The following is a 16,919-nucleotide window of genomic DNA, read 5'->3' as shown; positions in this document are numbered from 1 at the left end:
GCATTGCCTCGAAAACGGCTATTAGTCTTCCCACGGGAGTTACAGACATTACATCCCCGTATTCTAAAGTCGTCAACGTCGTGTAGCTGCGGAGAAGCTGACAAACGCACTTTCTGATGCCCGGCTAAACAGCTCATCCCGCAGGCGACCTGGTTTGACAATCCCGCCCGTTTCTGTAACCTAGATTCCCCTAGACTCAGGACTCAGAGGCAACCAGAAATAGACATTCTTGACATAGTTTCCGAGAAACTTCTTGAAAGAGAAGAGGAGATAACCTTTGAAGACGCTCTCGCGCTTACCGAGCTTTCCGGGGAGCGGCTTTCCGATCTTATATCGCTTGCAAGGAAGGTGACTCTCAAGTACAAGGGCGACGGGGTGTTTCTGCGCTCCATAATAAGCGCCCAGACGGGGAACTGTCCCGAGGACTGCTCTTTCTGCTCCCAGTCGGCCCATTTCGATACCGAGGTCGAGGCCCATCCGCTTATGGCGGCGGAGAGAATACTCGGAGCCGCAAGGCAGGCGGAGAAGATGGGCGCCATGGATTTCTGCATAGTAATAAGCGCCAAGGGCCCGACGCCTAGGATATTCAAAAAGGTTCTCGAGGCCGTTGACCTTCTCTGCGCGGAGACTGATCTCAAGGTCGGCTGTTCCCTCGGCGATCTTACCAGGGAACAGGCCTACGAGCTCAGGGACCACGGGGTGTGGAGATACAACCACAATATCGAGACCTGCAGGAGCCATTTTCCAAGCATATGCACCACCCACAGCTACGATGACAGGCTCAAGACCGCTCTTCTGGTAAAGGAAACCGGCATGAACCTCTGCTCGGGCGGCATACTCGGCATGGGGGAGAGCATGCGTCAGAGAATTGAGTTCGCTTTCGAGATAAGGGATCTTGACCCCACCTGGGTTCCGATAAACTTCCTTGATCCGAGACCCGGAACTCCGTTTGAGAACCTTGAGACCATAGAGCCGCTTGAAGCAGTAAGAACCATTTCGATTTTCAGGCTGGTGCTGCCGGACAAGATAATAATGACGGCGGGCGGAAGGGAAGTGACGCTTCGGGACCTCCAGGCGATGGGTCTTGTGGCCGGGGCGAACGCCATGATCCTCGGCAACTACCTTACTACTCCGGGACGCTCCCCGCGCGATGATCTCAGGATGCTTGATGATCTGCAGATGCCGGTCAGAAAAGAAATTCTTAACTGACCCCGTCGCGGCGTTTTCATGATATTCTTTTCACTCGGGGCGTCCTCTGCCCCTTACGGACCTAGATGAGCGACAAATCAAAACAGATAGGGGTCTACGACAGGGAATTCGTCTGGCACCCGTTTACCCAGATGAAGGATTACGTGCGCAGGGATCCCATAGTGGTCGAGCGCGCGGAGGGATCGTATCTGATAGATTCCGAGGGAAAAAAGTACATAGACGGCGTCTCATCCCTGTGGGTTAACATCCACGGCCACGCTGTGCCCGAGATCGACGGGGCGATAAAAAAGCAGCTTGAGCTCGTGAGCCACAGCACTCTTCTGGGCATAACCAATCCCCCGGCCGCCGAGCTTGCGAGGGAGCTTGTGGAAATCTGTCCCCCGGGACTTAAGAAGGTGTTTTACTCGGGCGACGGGGCAAGTGCCGTCGAGGTCGCGCTCAAGATGGCGTTTCAGTACTGGTCCCACAGGGGCAGGCCCGAGAAGAAGGCGTTTTTGTGTCTTGATAATGGTTATCACGGCGACACTCTGGGGGCCGTTTCGGTCGGGGGAATCGACATCTTTCACAAGGCTTTCTCGTCTCTTCTGTTCAAGGCTTACAGGGCTCCTTCCTACTACTGCTACAGGTGTCCGCTCGCAAAGACCTGGCCCGGGTGCGGAATCGCGTGCGCGGACGAGATGGGGGAGATGCTGAGGGAGCGCCACGATGAGATAGCCGCGGTCATACTTGAGCCGTGCGTTCAGGCCGCCGGAGGAATGGTGGTGGCTCCCGACGGCTATCTCGCGAAAGTGAGGGAGTACTGCACGCGCTACGACGTGCTCATGATAGTTGACGAGGTGGCTACCGGCTTCGGAAGGACCGGGAAGATGTTCGCGTGCGAACATGACGGCGTGACGCCCGACATGATGGTTCTCGGAAAGGGAATGACCGGGGGGTATCTTCCGCTTTCGGCGACGATAACTACCGATGAGATATACGAGGAGTTCCTGGGGGATTATGAGGAATTCAAGACCTTCTTTCACGGACACAGCTATTCCGGGAATCCTCTTTCGTGCGCGGCCGCGATGGGAAATCTCGAGGCTTTTAGAAATAACGACACATTGTCTTCCCTTTCAGAGAAAATTGAGTTCCTCGAGGACGAGCTTCGGGAGTTCGAGGGTCTTTCCCACGTCGGAGATGTGAGAAACAAGGGGCTTATGGTCGGAATCGAGCTCGTTGGCGACAAGAGAACCAAAGAGTCATACGAGCCGGTGGAGAGGATGGGGTGGCGGGTCGCCGAGGAAGCTCTCTCGCACGAGGTTCTCATAAGACCGCTTGGGGACGTGGTCGTGCTCATGCCCCCCGTGGGAATCGGGATGGATGATCTCGCGAAGCTTCTGCGGGCAACCTATCTCTCCATAAAAAAGGTAACCGAGGAGGGGTAGCGCGGATGGAAGCCCCCGATTCTCTTGAGTGGATTGAGGATGAATTAATGGCCATAAGGGAGAATAATCTTTTCAGAACGCTTACGGAGATCGCCTCGGGGCAGTCCCCTGAGATACTGATCGGCGGGGAAAAGCACCTGCTTCTCGCTTCCAACAACTATCTGGGTCTCTCCACCGACCCGAGAGTGATCGCGGCGGCGGCCGAGGCTCTTTCTGAGTACGGTACGGGCTCGGGAGGGTCAAGGCTAGTAAGCGGAAGCTCCGGCCTTCACGCCGAGCTCGAGGGGAAAATAGCGGAGTTCAAATCGACCGAGGCCGCGATCCTTTTCTCAAGCGGCTATCTGGCGAATGTGGGAACGATCGCCGCGCTGGTCGGGGAAGGGGACACGGTGTTCAGCGACGAGCTTAACCACGCATCAATAATAGACGGCTGCAGACTCTCCCGGGCGAGAGTAGAGGTGTATCCCCATCTCGATACGGACAGCCTTCGGCGCATGGTTTCCCGAAGCCGTGGCGGCGGAAAGAAGCTCATAGTCACGGACACGGTGTTCAGCATGGACGGAGACCTCGTTGACCTCGGGGAGGTCTGCTCGATCTCCGAGCGCTACGGATGCATGCTCATGGTGGACGAGGCCCACGCCATGGGGGTTCTCGGGGAGAAGGGCAGCGGAGCCACCGAGCATTTCGGAGTCGAGCGGAGGGTTCCCGTGGTCATGGGTACTCTTTCAAAGGCCGTCGGGTCCCTGGGCGGATACGTGGCCGGCAGCCGATCTCTCGTCGATTTCATCCGAAACAGGGTAAGAAGCTACATTTTCGATACTTCCCTTCCCGCAGCCTGCCTCGCCGCGTCAATTGAGGCTATCTGTATCATAGAGAGCGAACCGGAGAGAAGAAGGCATCTGATGGGGCTTGTCGATACGTTCAAGGCGGGGCTTTGCGAAATGGGGTTTTCCGTGCTTCCCTCTCAGAGCGCTATAGTCCCTGTGCTTACGGGTGAGCCGGAGGCGACACTCAGTCTGGCGTCGGCACTTAGGGACAGGGGAATTTACACTCCCGCGGTAAGACCTCCATCGGTTCCCGCCGGAAAATGCAGAATAAGGGCGTCGCTTATGGCGACCCACACGAAGGATCAGATATCCCGGGCCCTTGAGGGTTTCAGGGATTCAAAATCGCTCGTTGAGAGTTTCTGATTAGGACCTGTCTCTGCCTCGCGGAGTTCTCCTCGCGTCGGTACTTTGGATGGGTCAGTAAGTCTGCGGTTCCGCGCAGCCTTTTCCGGGAGATGTTGGAACCTTGATGTCGCCGTTTATTATGTCGGTCTTGTACCCTTCCAGACGACCTCTTATCTTGTCCACGAATCCCCCGGATGTCGAGTAGTCGACTCCACCGTTCGAGAGATCGTTTTTTACCGCTCCGCCTTGGAATCCGCCGTTTTTCTGAGCTTCGATGATATTGTAGACTGCCGTGTCTACCCTTTTCAGCATGGAGGTCAGTATGTGCTCCCGCTCGGATTCGCTTGCGGTCCTGTACTGGTCGGAATCAACCCCTATCGCCCAGAGATGGGTCCCCTCCGCTTTGCTTCCTTTTTCTGCCGCCTTGAAAAGCCCCGGTCCCGAGGCGCCGGCCGCGTGAAAGACGACATCCGCTCCGTCTCCGAACATGCGCATCGCGACCTGCTCCGCTTTACCGGCGTTGTCAAAGCCCGTCGAATCATCCCAGTGAGACAGGTACTCGGTTTCAATCATGATATCCGGGTTTACCTTCCTTGCCCCGGCTATGAATCCCGCCTCGAATCTCTCGATGATCCTGTCAGGAGTGGCGCATACTCCCCCTATGAAGCCGATTTTATCCGTTTTTGTGTTAATCGCGGCCGCGGCGCCGACCAGAAAGGAGCCTTCCGCCTCGTTAAAAAGCAGGCTTGCGAAATTTGCAGGAGTGCTATCTCCCTGCCGAATGTCTACTCCGGCAAAATTGGTCCTCGGATATTCAGCAGCGACTTTTTTAATCGCGCCCTCAAATGAAAACCCGACGGCTATCACGAGGTCGTTGTTCTCGGCCAAGGAACGGACAAGTTCCTCACGGTCGGTTCCATCCGTTGTCCCTTCGCTTACAGAGATTCCGAGTTCCGCCTCGGCCCTCTTGATCCCTTCATAAGCGGACTCATTGAATGATCTGTCCTGCTTGCCTACGGTGTCGTAGACTATTCCCACCGCGGGGCCGCTATCGTCCTCGTCGTCGCATGAAAGGACAGAAAAAGATATAAGCAGCACTGCCGGGAGCAGGATTAACAGGAATGCGTCTGCTCTCAGGAATTTTTCCAGGATTTTTCTCATCTTTTCCTCGGTTAACTGCCTGGCGGAAGCTCTCTTCAGGTTTTCCGTTCCGCAAAAACCTGCAGCCGGGACAAGTATATACCAGAGCCTGCAAATTGCATTAAAGCGTGAAAAAATCTCGCGGTCGGAGACATGGGTCCGGACGGTCCTTGCCCTAGACCCCCGGAGCGCGTTTTTTCGCCTCAGGCCTGTTTGACATGCAGCGGGTATTGCTCTAGAGTTTAGCGAAACGACTGGAGGGTGCGCGTACTGATGGACTGGGGCATGAAAAACAGGATGGCCCGCATTATAAGGCCCGATACCGGAAGAGCGGTTATGCTCGCGCTTGACCACGGCTACTTCCTCGGCCCCACGCATCGCCTTGAGATTCCCGAAGAAACCATAACCCCCCTTCTCCCGTACGCCGATACCATAATGCTCACAAGAGGAGTGCTCAGAACCTCGGTCTCCCCGGATTCGGGGGCCAACGTGGTGCTCAGGGTCTCCGGGGGAACGAGCATCGCGGGCCCGCACCTTGAGAACGAGGGCATTACGACGGATTTCGAGGAGGCTATAAGGCTTAACGTTGCGGGGGTAGGGCTTTCAGTCTTCGTAGGGACCGAGTTTGAAAGACAGACCCTTCTCGGGCTCTCAGAGCTTGTGAACCAGGGGGAGAGATACGGCATTCCGGTTCTCGGGATAACGGCTGTCGGCAAGGAGCTTGAAAAAAGGGACTCAAGGTACCTTGCGCTCTGCTGCAGGATATGCGCTGAGCTGGGGGCGCGCATCGTCAAGACCTATTACTGCGAGGATTTCGAGAAAGTGACCGGAAGCTGCCCGGTGCCCATAGTGATCGCGGGCGGTCCAAAGCTTGATACCGAGATGGACGTTTTCAACATGACTCACGAGGCCATATCCCGGGGCGCCGCGGGAGTGGACATGGGAAGGAACATCTGGCAGCGCGACAACCCCGTGGCGATTATAAGGGCGATCCGCGGGATCGTTCACGAGAACATGACCCCGAAGCAGGCCCACGAGCTTTTCACGGAACTAAGGGAGAAAGGCTCGTGACATGCTCGCCGCGGTCTATCACACAAACAGCGACGTAAGGATTGAGGAGTTCCCCCGCCCGGAGCCGGGAGAGGGGGAGATTCTGATCAGGATCAGGGCGAGCGGAATCTGCGGAAGCGATCTTATGGAGTGGTACAGGGTGCCGAAAGCTCCCCTGGTGCTCGGTCACGAAATTGCGGGGGAAGTGGCTGAAGTTGGATCGGGAGTGAGCCGGTTCCAGGTAGGCGACAGGGTCGTTGCCACTCATCATGTCCCTTGTGAGGAGTGCCGATACTGTCTTTCCGGAAGACATACCAACTGTCCCATGATAAGGAAGTCGGGTTTTGATCCTGGCGGGTTCTCAGAGTACGTGCGCGTTGCGCCGCCTAATGTTGAGAGGGGAGTTCTTCATCTTCCGGATAACGTGTCTTTTGAGGAGGGATCGTTCACGGAACCTCTTGGCTGTGTCACGAGAGCCATTAGCGCTGCGGGGCTTTGTAGTGGAGATAGCGTGACGATTCTCGGAAGCGGCACGGCGGGGCTTCTTTGCCTTCAGTATGCTCTTCACCTTGGGGCGGGGCCGGTTTTTATGACCGATTCAGACGAATTCAGGCTACGCAAGGCCGTGGAGTTCGGAGCCTCTTCTGTTTTCAGCCCCGAGGACGACATAGCTTCGCTTGTAATGGAGAAAAACTCCGGATACCTCTCTGACATGGTAATAGTCTGCACGGGAGCGCGGAGCGCGATAAAAAGCGCCTTCAATCTTGTCTCCCCCTCGGGGAAAATACTTTTTTTTGCCCCTTCCGACCCGGAGTTCACACTCGATTTTCCCTTTAACGAGTACTGGTGGTCGGGAGTACGAGTGGTAAGTTCATACGCTGCGGCTCCCGGAGACCTTGAATATGCTCTTTCTCTAATACAAAAAGGGGCTGTAGATGTGGGAGGGATGATTACCCACAGGTTTTCACTGCGGGATATTCAGCAGGGGTTTGTTCTTGCCGGGAACCCTCAAAAAAGTCTCAAGGTCATAATAACTTTCTGACTGTATTCAGATTTATGCTATATACGCTTGCAATATATTTCGATTTATATACAATGTGTATATGGCAATTTCAAGGAGGTGAGATAATGCCTGCTAAAGGATCAGTCTTCAAGAATAATAGAACTCAGGCCGTCAGGCTTCCCGCTGAGATGCGTTTTCCAGATGACGTCAAAGAGGTTTTTGTGCGGGTGGTCGGTCATGACCGTATACTTTCGCCTGTTGACCGTGCTTGGGATAGTTTCTTTTTGTCTGAGGAGCGTGTAACTGACGATTTTATGACTGAGCGTGCCAGTCAAGAGCAGCCGGAAAGAGAACCTTTTGAGTAATGCTGAAGTATATGTTGGACACCAACATTGCGATTTATGTCATTAATCGCAAGCCGATTGAGGTGTTGGATGTTTTTAACCGTTATGTTTTCCGGATGTGCATAAGCTCGGTAACCTTGGCTGAATTGCTGCATGGCGTTGAGAAAAGTTCAAGACCGGAGTACAACCGGAGGCAGGTTGAAGAGTTTGTTTCCCTGCTAGATATTCTTGAATACGGACCAGCGGCAGCATCCCATTACGGAGAGATACGTGCCGAATTAGAGCGGCGAGGATCTCCTGTAGGGGTGAATGACATGCACATCGCTGCCCATGCTAGGAGTCAAGGTTTAACGCTTGTCACAAACAATCTGAGCGAATTTGTACGCATTAGAGGTCTAAGTCTAGATAACTGGATCGAAAATCATACAACCTGATCCTGTCGATTTCTTTCTATTTCCTTTATCCTGTCGAGAATCCTGTTCGCAAGTTCGAATTTGTTCATGAGAGGAAGTTCTTCAGCTTTTTCCCTGTCCACAAGCCAGGCGATGTTGGTGTCTTCTCCGAAGCCCGCCTGTGGTATCGTAATGTCGTTTGCCACAATGAGGTCAAGGTTCTTCTCCTCGAGCTTCTTTTGTGAGTTCTCGACGATATTTTCCGTCTCGGCCGCGAATCCCACCAGTATTTTTTCTTTTTTGTTCTCCCCCAGTGACTTCAGTATGTCCCGGGTTTTCTTAAGGGGGATCGAAAGCTGTTTTTTCGATTTCTTTATTTTCTGCTCTGATTTCTCGCTGGGGGAGTAATCGCTTACGGCCGCCGACTTTATCACTATGTTTGCCGGCTCGAAGCGCTCGTGGATTCTCTCGTACATCTCATCGCAGTCAGTTGCCCGCACCACATCCACTCCGTGAGGGTCCGGAAGAGAGGAGTGTCCCGAAACCAGTGTCACACGGGCTCCGCGAAGCCATCCCGCCCGGGCTATCGAGTAGCCCATTTTGCCGGTCGAGGGGTTTGATATGAACCTTACGGGGTCTATGTGCTCCCTTGTCGCCCCGGCGCTTACCAGTATGTTCTCTCCCGCGTAGTCCTGCGGCGCAAGCGCCTTCTGAATCTCAAGAGCTATAACGTCCGTTTCGGCGAGCCTTCCCCTTCCGGTCCACCCGCAGGCAAGGTCTCCCTCGCCGGGTTCGACTATGGTGAATCCGTGACGCCTCAGTTTCTCCATGTTTTCCTGCACTATGGAGTTTGAGTACATGTTGGAATTCATTGCGGGACAGACGATCACGGGAGCCTTGGTAGCCAATATGACGGTTGCGAGCAGGCTGTCGGCTATCCCAGAGGCGATTTTGCCTATGAAGGACGCGCTTGCGGGCGCGACCACCACCACGTCGGCCACGTCGGCGATTTTTATGTGACCTATCTCGGATTCTGAAGTGAGATCAAAAAGATTGGAGGCGACCTTGTTTCCGGAGAGGGTCTGGAGGGTGAGCGGGGTTATGAAGCGTTCGGCGTTTCTGGTCATTACACACCAAACCTCCGCCCCGTCTCTCACGAGAGATCTAACAAGTTCGCAGGACTTGTAGGCGGAGATGCCGCCCGTTATTCCCACTACGACGTTTTTTCCCTGGAGCCACTCCATGGGATAAAGTATATTGCCACCCCGCAAATAGGCAATACACCTTGCGCGGCGGCGGAACTAGACCCTGTCGGTTACCGCGCCCTGGGAAGCGGAGGAAACAAGTCTCGAGTATTTCGCGAGCACGCCGGCCTTCTCCTTGGCCGTCGGCTTCTTCCAGTTTTTTTTTCTCTTTTCCAGCTCCTTTTCCGATACGTTCAGGGTTATTTTTCTGCTTTTCGCGTCAATAGTTATCTCATCCCCGTTCCTTATGAGCGCCAAGGTGCCGCCGTCAACCGCCTCGGGCGTTATGTGTCCCACGACGAAGCCGTGCGTTCCCCCCGAGAAACGGCCGTCCGTTATGAGCGCCACGTCCCCTCCGAGCCCCTTGCCCATCACGGCCGCGGTCGGAGCGAGCATCTCCCTCATTCCCGGCCCTCCCTTGGGGCCTTCGTACCTTATCACTATAACGTGCCCTTTCTTTACCCTTCCGTCGAGAATCGCCTTGAGGCTCTGCTCCTCAGAGTTAAACACTATGGCCTCTCCGGTAAAGGAGTTCCCCTCCTTGCCGGTTATTTTCGCCACCGCCCCCTCAGGCGCGATATTTCCCTTGAGAATCACTATATGGGCCGATTCCTTTATCGGGTTTTTCACGGTGTGGACTATCTTCTGTCCTCTGGGGTATCTCTTCACTCCGCGGAGATTCTGCTTCAGGGTCTTTCCGGTCACCGTCATGCAGTCTCCGTGAAGAAGCCCTTCGTCAAGGAGAATCCTGAGCAGAGGGGTGAGCCCTCCTATCCTGCAGAAATCGGACATCATGTACTGCCCGCTCGGCTTGAGGTCGGCCAGCACCGGAACTTTTTTCCCGACCCTAGTGAAGTCGTCTATCGTGAGCCGCACCCCCGTCGCGTTCGCCATCGCGAGCAGGTGAAGCACCGAGTTGGTTGAGCCCCCGAGAGCTACGACTACCGTTATGGCGTTCAGGAAGGCCTTTTTCGTCATTATGTCCCGCGGCGTTATGTTTTCTCCTATGAGGTTCAAGACCGCCGCTCCCGCGTTTCTGCAGTCCTCGACCTTGTCCTTCGAGACTGCCGCCTGGGCCGAGCTGTTGGGAAGGCTCATGCCCAGGGCCTCTATCGCTGAAGCCATGGTGTTCGCGGTGTACATCCCCCCGCAGGAACCGGGCCCGGGAATCGCGCAGGACTCTATCTCCTTAAGCTCTGAATCGGTGATGTCTCTGTTTGAGTGCGCCCCCACGGCTTCAAATACCGAGACGATGTCCACGTCCTTCCCCCTGTAGTTTCCGGGAAGTATCGTTCCGCCGTAGACGAACACAGACGGCCTGTTAAGCCTCGCCATCGCCATGAGGCACCCGGGCATGTTCTTGTCGCACCCTCCTATGGCCACGATGCCGTCAAATCCCTCTCCCGCTGCCACCGTTTCAATGGAATCGGCGATGACTTCCCTTGATACAAGGGAGTATCTCATTCCCGGGGTCCCCATCGATATTCCGTCGGATACGGTAATCGTGTTGAAGATTATGGATTTGCCTCCGGCCTTGTTCGCCCCGGCGGCCCCGTGTCTTGCAAGCTGGTCTATGTGCATGTTGCATGGCGTTACCATGCTCCAGGTTGACGCTATTCCTACGACGGGTTTCTTGAAATCCCTGTCTGTAAAGCCCACGGCTCTCAGCATTGAACGGCTAGGGGCCCTGTGCGCTCCTTCCACGTAAATCGAGGAATATTTCCTGGGGGTTTCTTTCTTTTTCGGGTTTTTCGTTGCCAATAGAGTATCCCTCCTTGAGTTGACTTTGCCGCGTCCGGCTGGTCGGTTATCGCGGTAAATTCTAACTTAAAATCGCTTTTCGCGCGATTCGGGAAAAGCGTAGCCCGACGGAGTTTCCTGCTCAGAAGGTGAAACGAAGGAATCTTCTCTCATTCGTCCGCCGGTTTTCCCGACACCTGATTGCCGGATGTCTTTCATGGGCCACGCATGTCCATTGCGGGTCTCGGCCTTGAGCCACTTTAATCCGGCCGGGCTGCTTCCTTCTTGCGTTTCAGTCCCGCCAACCTGCATTTCTCAGTGCGCCGCGCGAAGGCGTCATAACCCAGCGGGAAGAGGAAACCTGGTTGCGGGGTGGAATGAGGCACCGGAAAAGGGCGAAAGCTGCCGGAAGCAGCCACTCCCCGCGCCCGGGACAGGTGCGCCTCTTCTTGACTCTACTCTTTATTGTCGCAAGTTTCTGTTTTGACTGACCCGTCAAAGGTGTGCACCCAGCGCACCTTGACATTTGATACGCATATGAAGCAGAATACACGCTAGGCGGCGACGCCCAGCTTGTATTCATGGAGGCAGCTTGTGAAACACCTTACCCACGAGGAACTTATTGAACAGATGAAAAGCGATGGGCGCGACGGGCGCTTGAGCCGCCGGGATTTTATCCGTTTTCTCGTCGCCACGGGAATAACCGTGTCGGCCGCTTCGGCGCTCTGGAATACAGAAGTGATGGCGGTTTCGCCTAGGAAAGGCGGTACTTTCAGGCTGGGAATGCATGACGGCAACACCTCGGACACTCATGATCCCGGCACCTACTTAAGCTTTGCCACCATCCAGCTTGCGCACGTTCATCGTAGCTACCTGACCCTGATCACTCCGCAAAACGGCCTGGGCCCTGACATGGCGGTCTCGTGGTCGGCGTCGGACGATGCCTCGGAGTGGACGTTCAAGCTGAACAAGGACGCTTCTTTTCACAGCGGCAGGCCCTTTACCGCGGATGACGCTATTGCCTCTCTTAACCATCATCGCGGCGACAAAACCTCTTCGGTGGCCGCGGCCCTGCTCAAGGACGTAAAGGAAATCGTCAAGAACAACCCTCATTCCATTACGATAAAACTGGCAAGCGGTAATGCGGACCTGCCCTGGCTGATGACCGACTACCACTTGGCCATGCTGCCGGCCAACGCTGACGGCACCATCGACTGGCAGTCGGGCGACGGTGCCGGTCCTTACAAGATAGTAAGTCATCGCCCCGGTATCGGCACGAAGCTCGTGCGCCATGAGGGATGGCACCTGGAAGGTGCCTACTTCGACAAGGTTGAACTCATGGTTCTAAACGACCCCAACGCACGCGAGATAGCGCTGGTCACGGGCGAGGTGGACGCCGTTACGCAGATTGAACTCAAGACCCTGAATCTGCTGCGGCGCAACAAAAATATCGAGATAGATAACGTTCCCAGCGGTTCGGCGCTCACGATGCCGATGTTCTGCGACACCGCGCCGTTTGACGACGTCAACGTGAGAAACGCCATGAAGCTCGCCATCGACCGCGAGGAAATCATCGAAAAGATCGCATTCGGCATGGCGATTCCCGGTAATGACGTCCACGTTTCGCCGAACATGCCCTACTGGGCGGATCTGCCGCAGCGCAGGTATGATCCCGAGCGGGCCAGGGCGTTGCTCAAAAAGGCCGGCAGGGAAAAGCTCAAGGTGAACCTCTCCGTTGCCGATACCGTTTACTCGGGGGCGGTTGACATGTGCGTACTGTTCGCTCAGCAGGCCAAGGCCGCCGGAATCGAGATTAACGTGGTGCGCGAGCCAAGCGATGGCTATTATTCAAACGTGTGGCTCAAAAAACCTTTCTGCCTGGTGCAGTGGGGCGCTCGGGCGACTCCCGATCTCATATTCACGCTGGTCTATAAGAACGACGCCGCGTGGAATGAAAGCCGATGGAAGAACAAGCGCTTTAACGAACTGTTGCTGCTGGCCAAGGCGGAGCTGGACCAGGCAAAGCGCACTGCGATGTACCGCGAGATGCAGCAGCTGGCGCACGACGACGGTGGCACTATCCTCCCCATGTTTACCAACTTCGTATATGCGCGCAACAAGAAAGTGCGGCACGGGCCGCATCTTGCCAGCGGTTGGCAGATTGACGGCGCTAGAGGCGCAAGCCGTTGGTGGTTTGCGGACTGATGCTGAGTATCCCGCCGTTTTTCTCGCCTGTTCCGCTCCTGATGCCTTTTTCCTGTCATGGTGTGCTAAGCGGGGGCGGACCTAATCGGGGTTTTCCCCGCGGCTTCGAGAGGAATGCTATTTCATGGACGACGTTCTAGGCATTGTTCTCAAGCGGCTGGGGCTTGGACTTGCGACCTTGCTCGTTGTCTCGGTGCTCATCTTCGGAGCGGTGGAACTTCTGCCGGGCGACGTAGCGCAGGCGGTGCTCGGTCAGGGAGCTACAGAAGAAACCATCGCCGCCATGCGCGAGCGGTTGGGTCTGGACCGTCCATCCGCCGCACGTTATGTCGAATGGTTTTTGGGAGCCCTCTCAGGCGATTTCGGATCCTCTTTGATAACCGGGGCTCCCGTAGCCGAAACGATCGGGCCGAGATTCGTCAACACGCTTCTTCTGGCTCTTTACGCGGCGGTAATCGCCGTGCCCCTAGCGATCGTTCTGGGTGTTCTGGCGGCCCTTTTCAGGAATTCGTTGTTTGACAGGGTTTCCAACGTGGCCACCTTGGTTTCTATTTCATCTCCCGAGTTTTTCCTCGGCTACATACTGATTCTCTATCTTGCTGTGAATACCGGCTACTTCCATTCTATCGCAAGCTTGGACGAGGACATGATGCTTTCGGAAAAGCTTCATCGCATGTTCCTCCCCGCGCTGACTATGGTACTCGTGGTGGTGGCCCACATGATGCGCATGACCCGCGCGGCCATAATCAGCCTGCTGTCTTCTCCTTACATAGAGATGGCGCGCCTAAAAGGAATTCCGGAGTGGAAAGTCGTCGCAAGACATGCGCTGCCCAATTCATGGGCGCCGATAATTAATGTCGTAGCCTTGAATCTCGCCTACCTGATTACCGGCGTGGTGCTGGTTGAGGTGGTGTTCGTCTACCCGGGGATAGGGCAGCTGCTGGTGGACAGCGTGACCAAGCGTGATTTTCCGGTGGTGCAGGCCTGCTGTCTTATATTTGCCGCGACGTTCATACTGCTTAACCTTGCGGCGGATGTGGGAACCATTCTCACCAATCCGCGCCTGCGTCACCCGAATTGAGACCGTGATATGAACGCATTCATAATCGTTTATTACGCCATGCTGATCGGGGCATCCTGCCTTGCCGCATACCTGAAAAAGCGCGGGGCGTTCCTCGTGCTGTTCTCCCTCACTCTGGCCTCTTTCATCATGGGGATCATAGGGGGTGAACCGGCTCTGCGGACGGTGACAGTCATAGCGGTGGTTCTCATCCTCTGCGCCGGCACCGCGTACTCCTTCCGAGAGTTCCTCGCGACCGTTCTGCCCGGTAAAAGCGCGGAAGCCATGCGCACGGCGCCGCTTACGGCCAGTTTCGGGCTGTTCGTCATAGGGATTTACGCTATCGCCGGAATCTTCGCTCCGGTGATCGCTCCCTACGGGGAGGCCGAGATCGTGGGTCAGGCGTTTGCGCCGATGAGCGAGGAAATGCTGCTGGGGGCGGACCAGCTGGGAAGGGACCTGTTCAGCCGGATTGTCTACGGGGCCAGAAACACTGTGGGTTTGGCGCTGGCCGCCACCTTGCTCGCGTTTCTCTCGGGCGTTCTCTTGGGACTGGTTTCCGCCGTCAGAGGAGGCTGGTTCGACCAGTTCATGGGGCGTGCCGCGGATGTCGTGATGTCGGTTCCGTCGCTTATATTCGCCTTGCTGCTGCTGAGCATCTTCGGCGCCAACCTGACGATGCTGGTGATAATCATCGCGGTAATTTATTCTCCCAGAGTGTTTCGCCTGACGCGCGCCGTTGCGGGAAACGTGGTGGTGATGGACTATTTCGAGGCGGCGCGCCTGCGCGGGGAAGGGATGTGGTATCTCATCCGGAAAGAGGTTCTGCCGAATTCCACGTCTCCTCTTGTTGCGGAATTCGGCCTTGAGTTCTGCTTCGTTTTCCTGCTGCTTGCCGGCCTGTCATTCCTGGGTCTCGGCATTCAACCCCCGGCCGCCGACTGGGGTTCCATGGTACGGGAGAATGCGACTCTTATATCGTTCGGCGAGATTACGCCTCTTATTCCCGCCGCGGCCATTGCGCTGCTTACGGTAGCCGTGAACTTCGTGGTAGACTGGGTGCTGATGCGCTCATCGGGACTGAAGGAGTAGCCGGGAATGACGACGGAAAACAGAAAACATCCGCTTCTCAGAATAAGGGGTCTTCGGGTGGAAGGCTCTGCGGACGGGAAATGGAATGAAATCGTGCGCGGAGTCGACCTGGATCTCGACCGGGGACAGGTCTTGGGTCTCATCGGGGAATCCGGCGCGGGCAAATCCACCATCGGCCTTGCCGCCATGGGCTTTACGCGCGACGGATGCCGCATTTCGGGAGGTTCCGTGGAGTTTGACGGCTTGGAGCTTACCACCACCGCGGAATCGGATCTGCGCGTTCTTCGCGGTTCGCGCATAGCTTACGTGGCGCAGTCCGCGGCGGCATCGTTCAATCCGGCACACAGGCTCGTTGACCAGTACACGGAAGCCCCGGTTCACCACCGCATGAGAAGCCGCGAGGAAAGCCGCGAGGACGCCGTGGAGATGTACAGACGTCTGCACCTTCCCGACCCCGAGGGGATAGGTTTTCGTTACCCTCATCAGGTCTCCGGCGGTCAGCTGCAGAGGGCGATGATGGCCATGGCCATGTCCTGCCGCCCTGATCTCATTATCTTCGACGAACCTACCACGGCTCTTGACGTCACCACCCAGATCGAGGTGCTGGCGGCCATACGCTATATCGTCAGGCGGTTCGCCACGGCCGTAATCTACATATCCCACGACTTGGCCGTCGTGGCCCAGATGGCCGACGTGATCAAGGTTCTGCTCAAGGGAGAGGAAGTCGAGGAGGCCGATACCAGGACAATGCTGAAATCTCCCCGAGACGATTACACCAAGTCTCTCTGGTCGGTACGAAATCTCAGACATTCCCAGAAAAACCGGCCTGCAGACGGCAGTGCAGTGCCGGTCGTATCGGTTGAGAGCGTAGGCGCCGGATACGGCGGGACCAGGGTGCTGGAAGACGTATCGTTTGACATTCACGCCGGAATGACCGTTGCGGTGGTAGGCGAGTCGGGTTCCGGCAAATCCACGGCAGCCCGATGTATTACGGGACTGCTCCAACCGTTTGAGGGACGCATTCTGCTAAACGGCGGAGAACTGGCGAAGAGCTACAGGAACCGTAGCGTAGATCAGCTCAGGCAGGTCCAGATGATTTACCAGATGGCCGATACCGCGCTTAATCCCAGGATCAGGGTCGGTGAGATAATCGGCCGTCCCGCACGGTTCTACGGCGGCCTGAGGGGAACGGCACTCAAAAATCGCGTTGACGAGCTGCTGGACCTCCTTGAGCTTGATCCGTCGCTATTCTATAACCGGTTTCCGCCGGAACTCTCGGGCGGCGAGAAGCAGCGGGTGGGGATTGCGAGGGCCTTGGCGGCCGAACCGGTCTTCATTATCTGTGACGAGATCACAAGCGCTCTAGACCAGCTCGTTGCCGGGGAAATCCTGAAAATGCTCGACAGGTTCCAGAGAGATATGAATCTGGCCTACATGTTTATAACGCACGACCTGGCGATGGTGCGCTCCATCGCCGACGAAGTGGTCGTGATGAAAGAAGGCAGGGTGGTAGAGCAGGGTCCCAAGCGCGAGATGTTCACGCCGCCTCACCACCACTATACGGACCTGCTGCTGTCTTCGGTGCCGGAGATGGACCCGGACTGGCTCGCCCGGGTGCTTGAGCGGCGGGGCGAGGACAATTTCGGATAGGCTGCGGGTGTCCTGGCAATTTCCCATGAGCTTTAGCTTAACAAAGGCGATAGCACGTTCGGTTTTTCCGGTCATGATCACACTCCTTAAGCTGAACTTCAAGCAGCAGAGTCAAGGCAACTTTCTGTTTTTACTGGATGAGCCTCTTGCAAAATTCTTAAGGCGAGTGAATTTCTTTGAGATGAAGGGATAAA

The 16,919-nt window shown here is 55.9% G+C and carries 14 protein-coding genes; 11 read left to right on the top strand and 3 right to left on the bottom strand.

Annotated features, from left to right (window positions below; genetic code table 11):
* The first annotated feature begins 270 nt into the window (after nt 1-270).
* The 3 genes from bioB (at nt 271) to bioF (ending at nt 3,823) form a co-directional block, all read left to right on the top strand.
* A complete protein-coding gene (gene bioB / locus OXG10_04335; protein MCY3826598.1) occupies nt 271-1,209 on the top strand; it encodes a biotin synthase BioB in 939 nt (312 codons plus the stop codon).
* Nucleotides 1,210-1,274: 65 nt separating this feature from the next.
* Nucleotides 1,275-2,633 carry an adenosylmethionine--8-amino-7-oxononanoate transaminase gene (gene bioA, locus OXG10_04330; protein ID MCY3826597.1) on the top strand — a complete coding sequence of 453 codons (1,359 nt, stop codon included), beginning with the start codon at nt 1,275-1,277 and terminating at the stop codon, nt 2,631-2,633.
* Nucleotides 2,634-2,638: 5 nt separating this feature from the next.
* The gene (gene bioF / locus OXG10_04325; protein MCY3826596.1) at nt 2,639-3,823 is read left to right on the top strand and encodes an 8-amino-7-oxononanoate synthase; all 1,185 of its coding nucleotides are present in this window, start codon (nt 2,639-2,641) and stop codon (nt 3,821-3,823) included.
* A 54-nt stretch (nt 3,824-3,877) separates the two neighbouring features.
* Here the strand turns inward: bioF and OXG10_04320 are convergent, their stop codons facing one another.
* Complete coding sequence (locus OXG10_04320; GenBank protein ID MCY3826595.1) at nt 3,878-4,966, bottom strand: BMP family ABC transporter substrate-binding protein; 1,089 nt, start codon at nt 4,964-4,966, stop codon at nt 3,878-3,880.
* A gap of 252 nt (nt 4,967-5,218) precedes the next feature.
* On the opposite strand from OXG10_04320, the gene lsrF reads away from it, so the two are divergent.
* From lsrF to vapC, 4 genes are all read left to right on the top strand, one after another.
* Nucleotides 5,219-6,016, top strand: a complete 798-nt coding sequence (gene lsrF, locus OXG10_04315; protein MCY3826594.1) for a 3-hydroxy-5-phosphonooxypentane-2,4-dione thiolase — start codon at nt 5,219-5,221, stop codon at nt 6,014-6,016.
* Between the two features lies 1 nt (nt 6,017).
* Nucleotides 6,018-7,037: an alcohol dehydrogenase catalytic domain-containing protein gene (locus tag OXG10_04310; GenBank protein ID MCY3826593.1), complete on the top strand. Its 1,020-nt coding sequence runs from the start codon at nt 6,018-6,020 to the stop codon at nt 7,035-7,037.
* An 86-nt stretch (nt 7,038-7,123) separates the two neighbouring features.
* The gene (vapB, locus tag OXG10_04305; GenBank protein ID MCY3826592.1) at nt 7,124-7,363 is read left to right on the top strand and encodes a type II toxin-antitoxin system VapB family antitoxin; all 240 of its coding nucleotides are present in this window, start codon (nt 7,124-7,126) and stop codon (nt 7,361-7,363) included.
* Complete coding sequence (vapC, locus tag OXG10_04300) at nt 7,363-7,776, top strand: tRNA(fMet)-specific endonuclease VapC (protein ID MCY3826591.1); 414 nt, start codon at nt 7,363-7,365, stop codon at nt 7,774-7,776. Before vapB ends, vapC begins: the two co-directional genes overlap by 1 nt.
* Here the strand turns inward: vapC and coaBC are convergent.
* Nucleotides 7,764-8,978 carry a bifunctional phosphopantothenoylcysteine decarboxylase/phosphopantothenate--cysteine ligase CoaBC gene (coaBC, locus tag OXG10_04295; GenBank protein ID MCY3826590.1) on the bottom strand — a complete coding sequence of 405 codons (1,215 nt, stop codon included), beginning with the start codon at nt 8,976-8,978 and terminating at the stop codon, nt 7,764-7,766. The two genes, vapC and coaBC, sit on opposite strands and share 13 nt — an antisense overlap.
* 57 nt (nt 8,979-9,035) lie before the next feature.
* Nucleotides 9,036-10,739, bottom strand: a complete 1,704-nt coding sequence (ilvD, locus tag OXG10_04290) for a dihydroxy-acid dehydratase (GenBank protein ID MCY3826589.1) — start codon at nt 10,737-10,739, stop codon at nt 9,036-9,038.
* A 609-nt stretch (nt 10,740-11,348) separates the two neighbouring features.
* Here ilvD and OXG10_04285 point away from each other — a divergent pair.
* The 4 genes from OXG10_04285 (at nt 11,349) to OXG10_04270 (ending at nt 16,725) form a co-directional block, all read left to right on the top strand.
* Complete coding sequence (locus OXG10_04285; protein ID MCY3826588.1) at nt 11,349-12,923, top strand: ABC transporter substrate-binding protein; 1,575 nt, start codon at nt 11,349-11,351, stop codon at nt 12,921-12,923.
* Between the two features lie 124 nt (nt 12,924-13,047).
* Nucleotides 13,048-14,004, top strand: coding sequence for an ABC transporter permease (locus OXG10_04280; GenBank protein MCY3826587.1), 957 nt, complete (start codon nt 13,048-13,050; stop codon nt 14,002-14,004).
* A gap of 9 nt (nt 14,005-14,013) precedes the next feature.
* Nucleotides 14,014-15,075: an ABC transporter permease gene (locus OXG10_04275; GenBank protein ID MCY3826586.1), complete on the top strand. Its 1,062-nt coding sequence runs from the start codon at nt 14,014-14,016 to the stop codon at nt 15,073-15,075.
* Nucleotides 15,076-15,081: 6 nt separating this feature from the next.
* Entirely contained in the window at nt 15,082-16,725 is a 1,644-nt protein-coding gene (locus OXG10_04270; protein ID MCY3826585.1) for an ABC transporter ATP-binding protein, read from the top strand.
* The last annotated feature ends 194 nt before the right edge of the window (nt 16,726-16,919 follow it).

The sequence above is a fragment of the Candidatus Dadabacteria bacterium genome (genome assembly GCA_026706695.1).
Lineage (GTDB): Bacteria > Desulfobacterota_D > UBA1144 > Nemesobacterales > Nemesobacteraceae > Nemesobacter.
This window is presented reverse-complemented; position numbering and strand designations above follow the sequence as displayed.

Excerpts from the sequence above, each read along its gene's own strand:
- OXG10_04320 (MCY3826595.1), bottom strand. The coding sequence starts at position 4,966 with ATGAGAAAAATCCTGGAAAAATTCCTGAGAGCAGACGCATTCCTGTTA.
- OXG10_04275 (MCY3826586.1), top strand. The coding sequence starts at position 14,014 with ATGAACGCATTCATAATCGTTTATTACGCCATGCTGATCGGGGCATCC.
- OXG10_04270 (MCY3826585.1), top strand. The coding sequence starts at position 15,082 with ATGACGACGGAAAACAGAAAACATCCGCTTCTCAGAATAAGGGGTCTT.
- OXG10_04310 (MCY3826593.1), top strand. The coding sequence starts at position 6,018 with ATGCTCGCCGCGGTCTATCACACAAACAGCGACGTAAGGATTGAGGAG.
- lsrF (MCY3826594.1), top strand. The coding sequence starts at position 5,219 with ATGGACTGGGGCATGAAAAACAGGATGGCCCGCATTATAAGGCCCGAT.
- OXG10_04285 (MCY3826588.1), top strand. The coding sequence starts at position 11,349 with ATGAAAAGCGATGGGCGCGACGGGCGCTTGAGCCGCCGGGATTTTATC.
- coaBC (MCY3826590.1), bottom strand. The coding sequence starts at position 8,978 with ATGGAGTGGCTCCAGGGAAAAAACGTCGTAGTGGGAATAACGGGCGGC.
- vapC (MCY3826591.1), top strand. The coding sequence starts at position 7,363 with ATGCTGAAGTATATGTTGGACACCAACATTGCGATTTATGTCATTAAT.
- bioA (MCY3826597.1), top strand. The coding sequence starts at position 1,275 with ATGAGCGACAAATCAAAACAGATAGGGGTCTACGACAGGGAATTCGTC.
- bioF (MCY3826596.1), top strand. The coding sequence starts at position 2,639 with ATGGAAGCCCCCGATTCTCTTGAGTGGATTGAGGATGAATTAATGGCC.
- vapB (MCY3826592.1), top strand. The coding sequence starts at position 7,124 with ATGCCTGCTAAAGGATCAGTCTTCAAGAATAATAGAACTCAGGCCGTC.
- OXG10_04280 (MCY3826587.1), top strand. The coding sequence starts at position 13,048 with ATGGACGACGTTCTAGGCATTGTTCTCAAGCGGCTGGGGCTTGGACTT.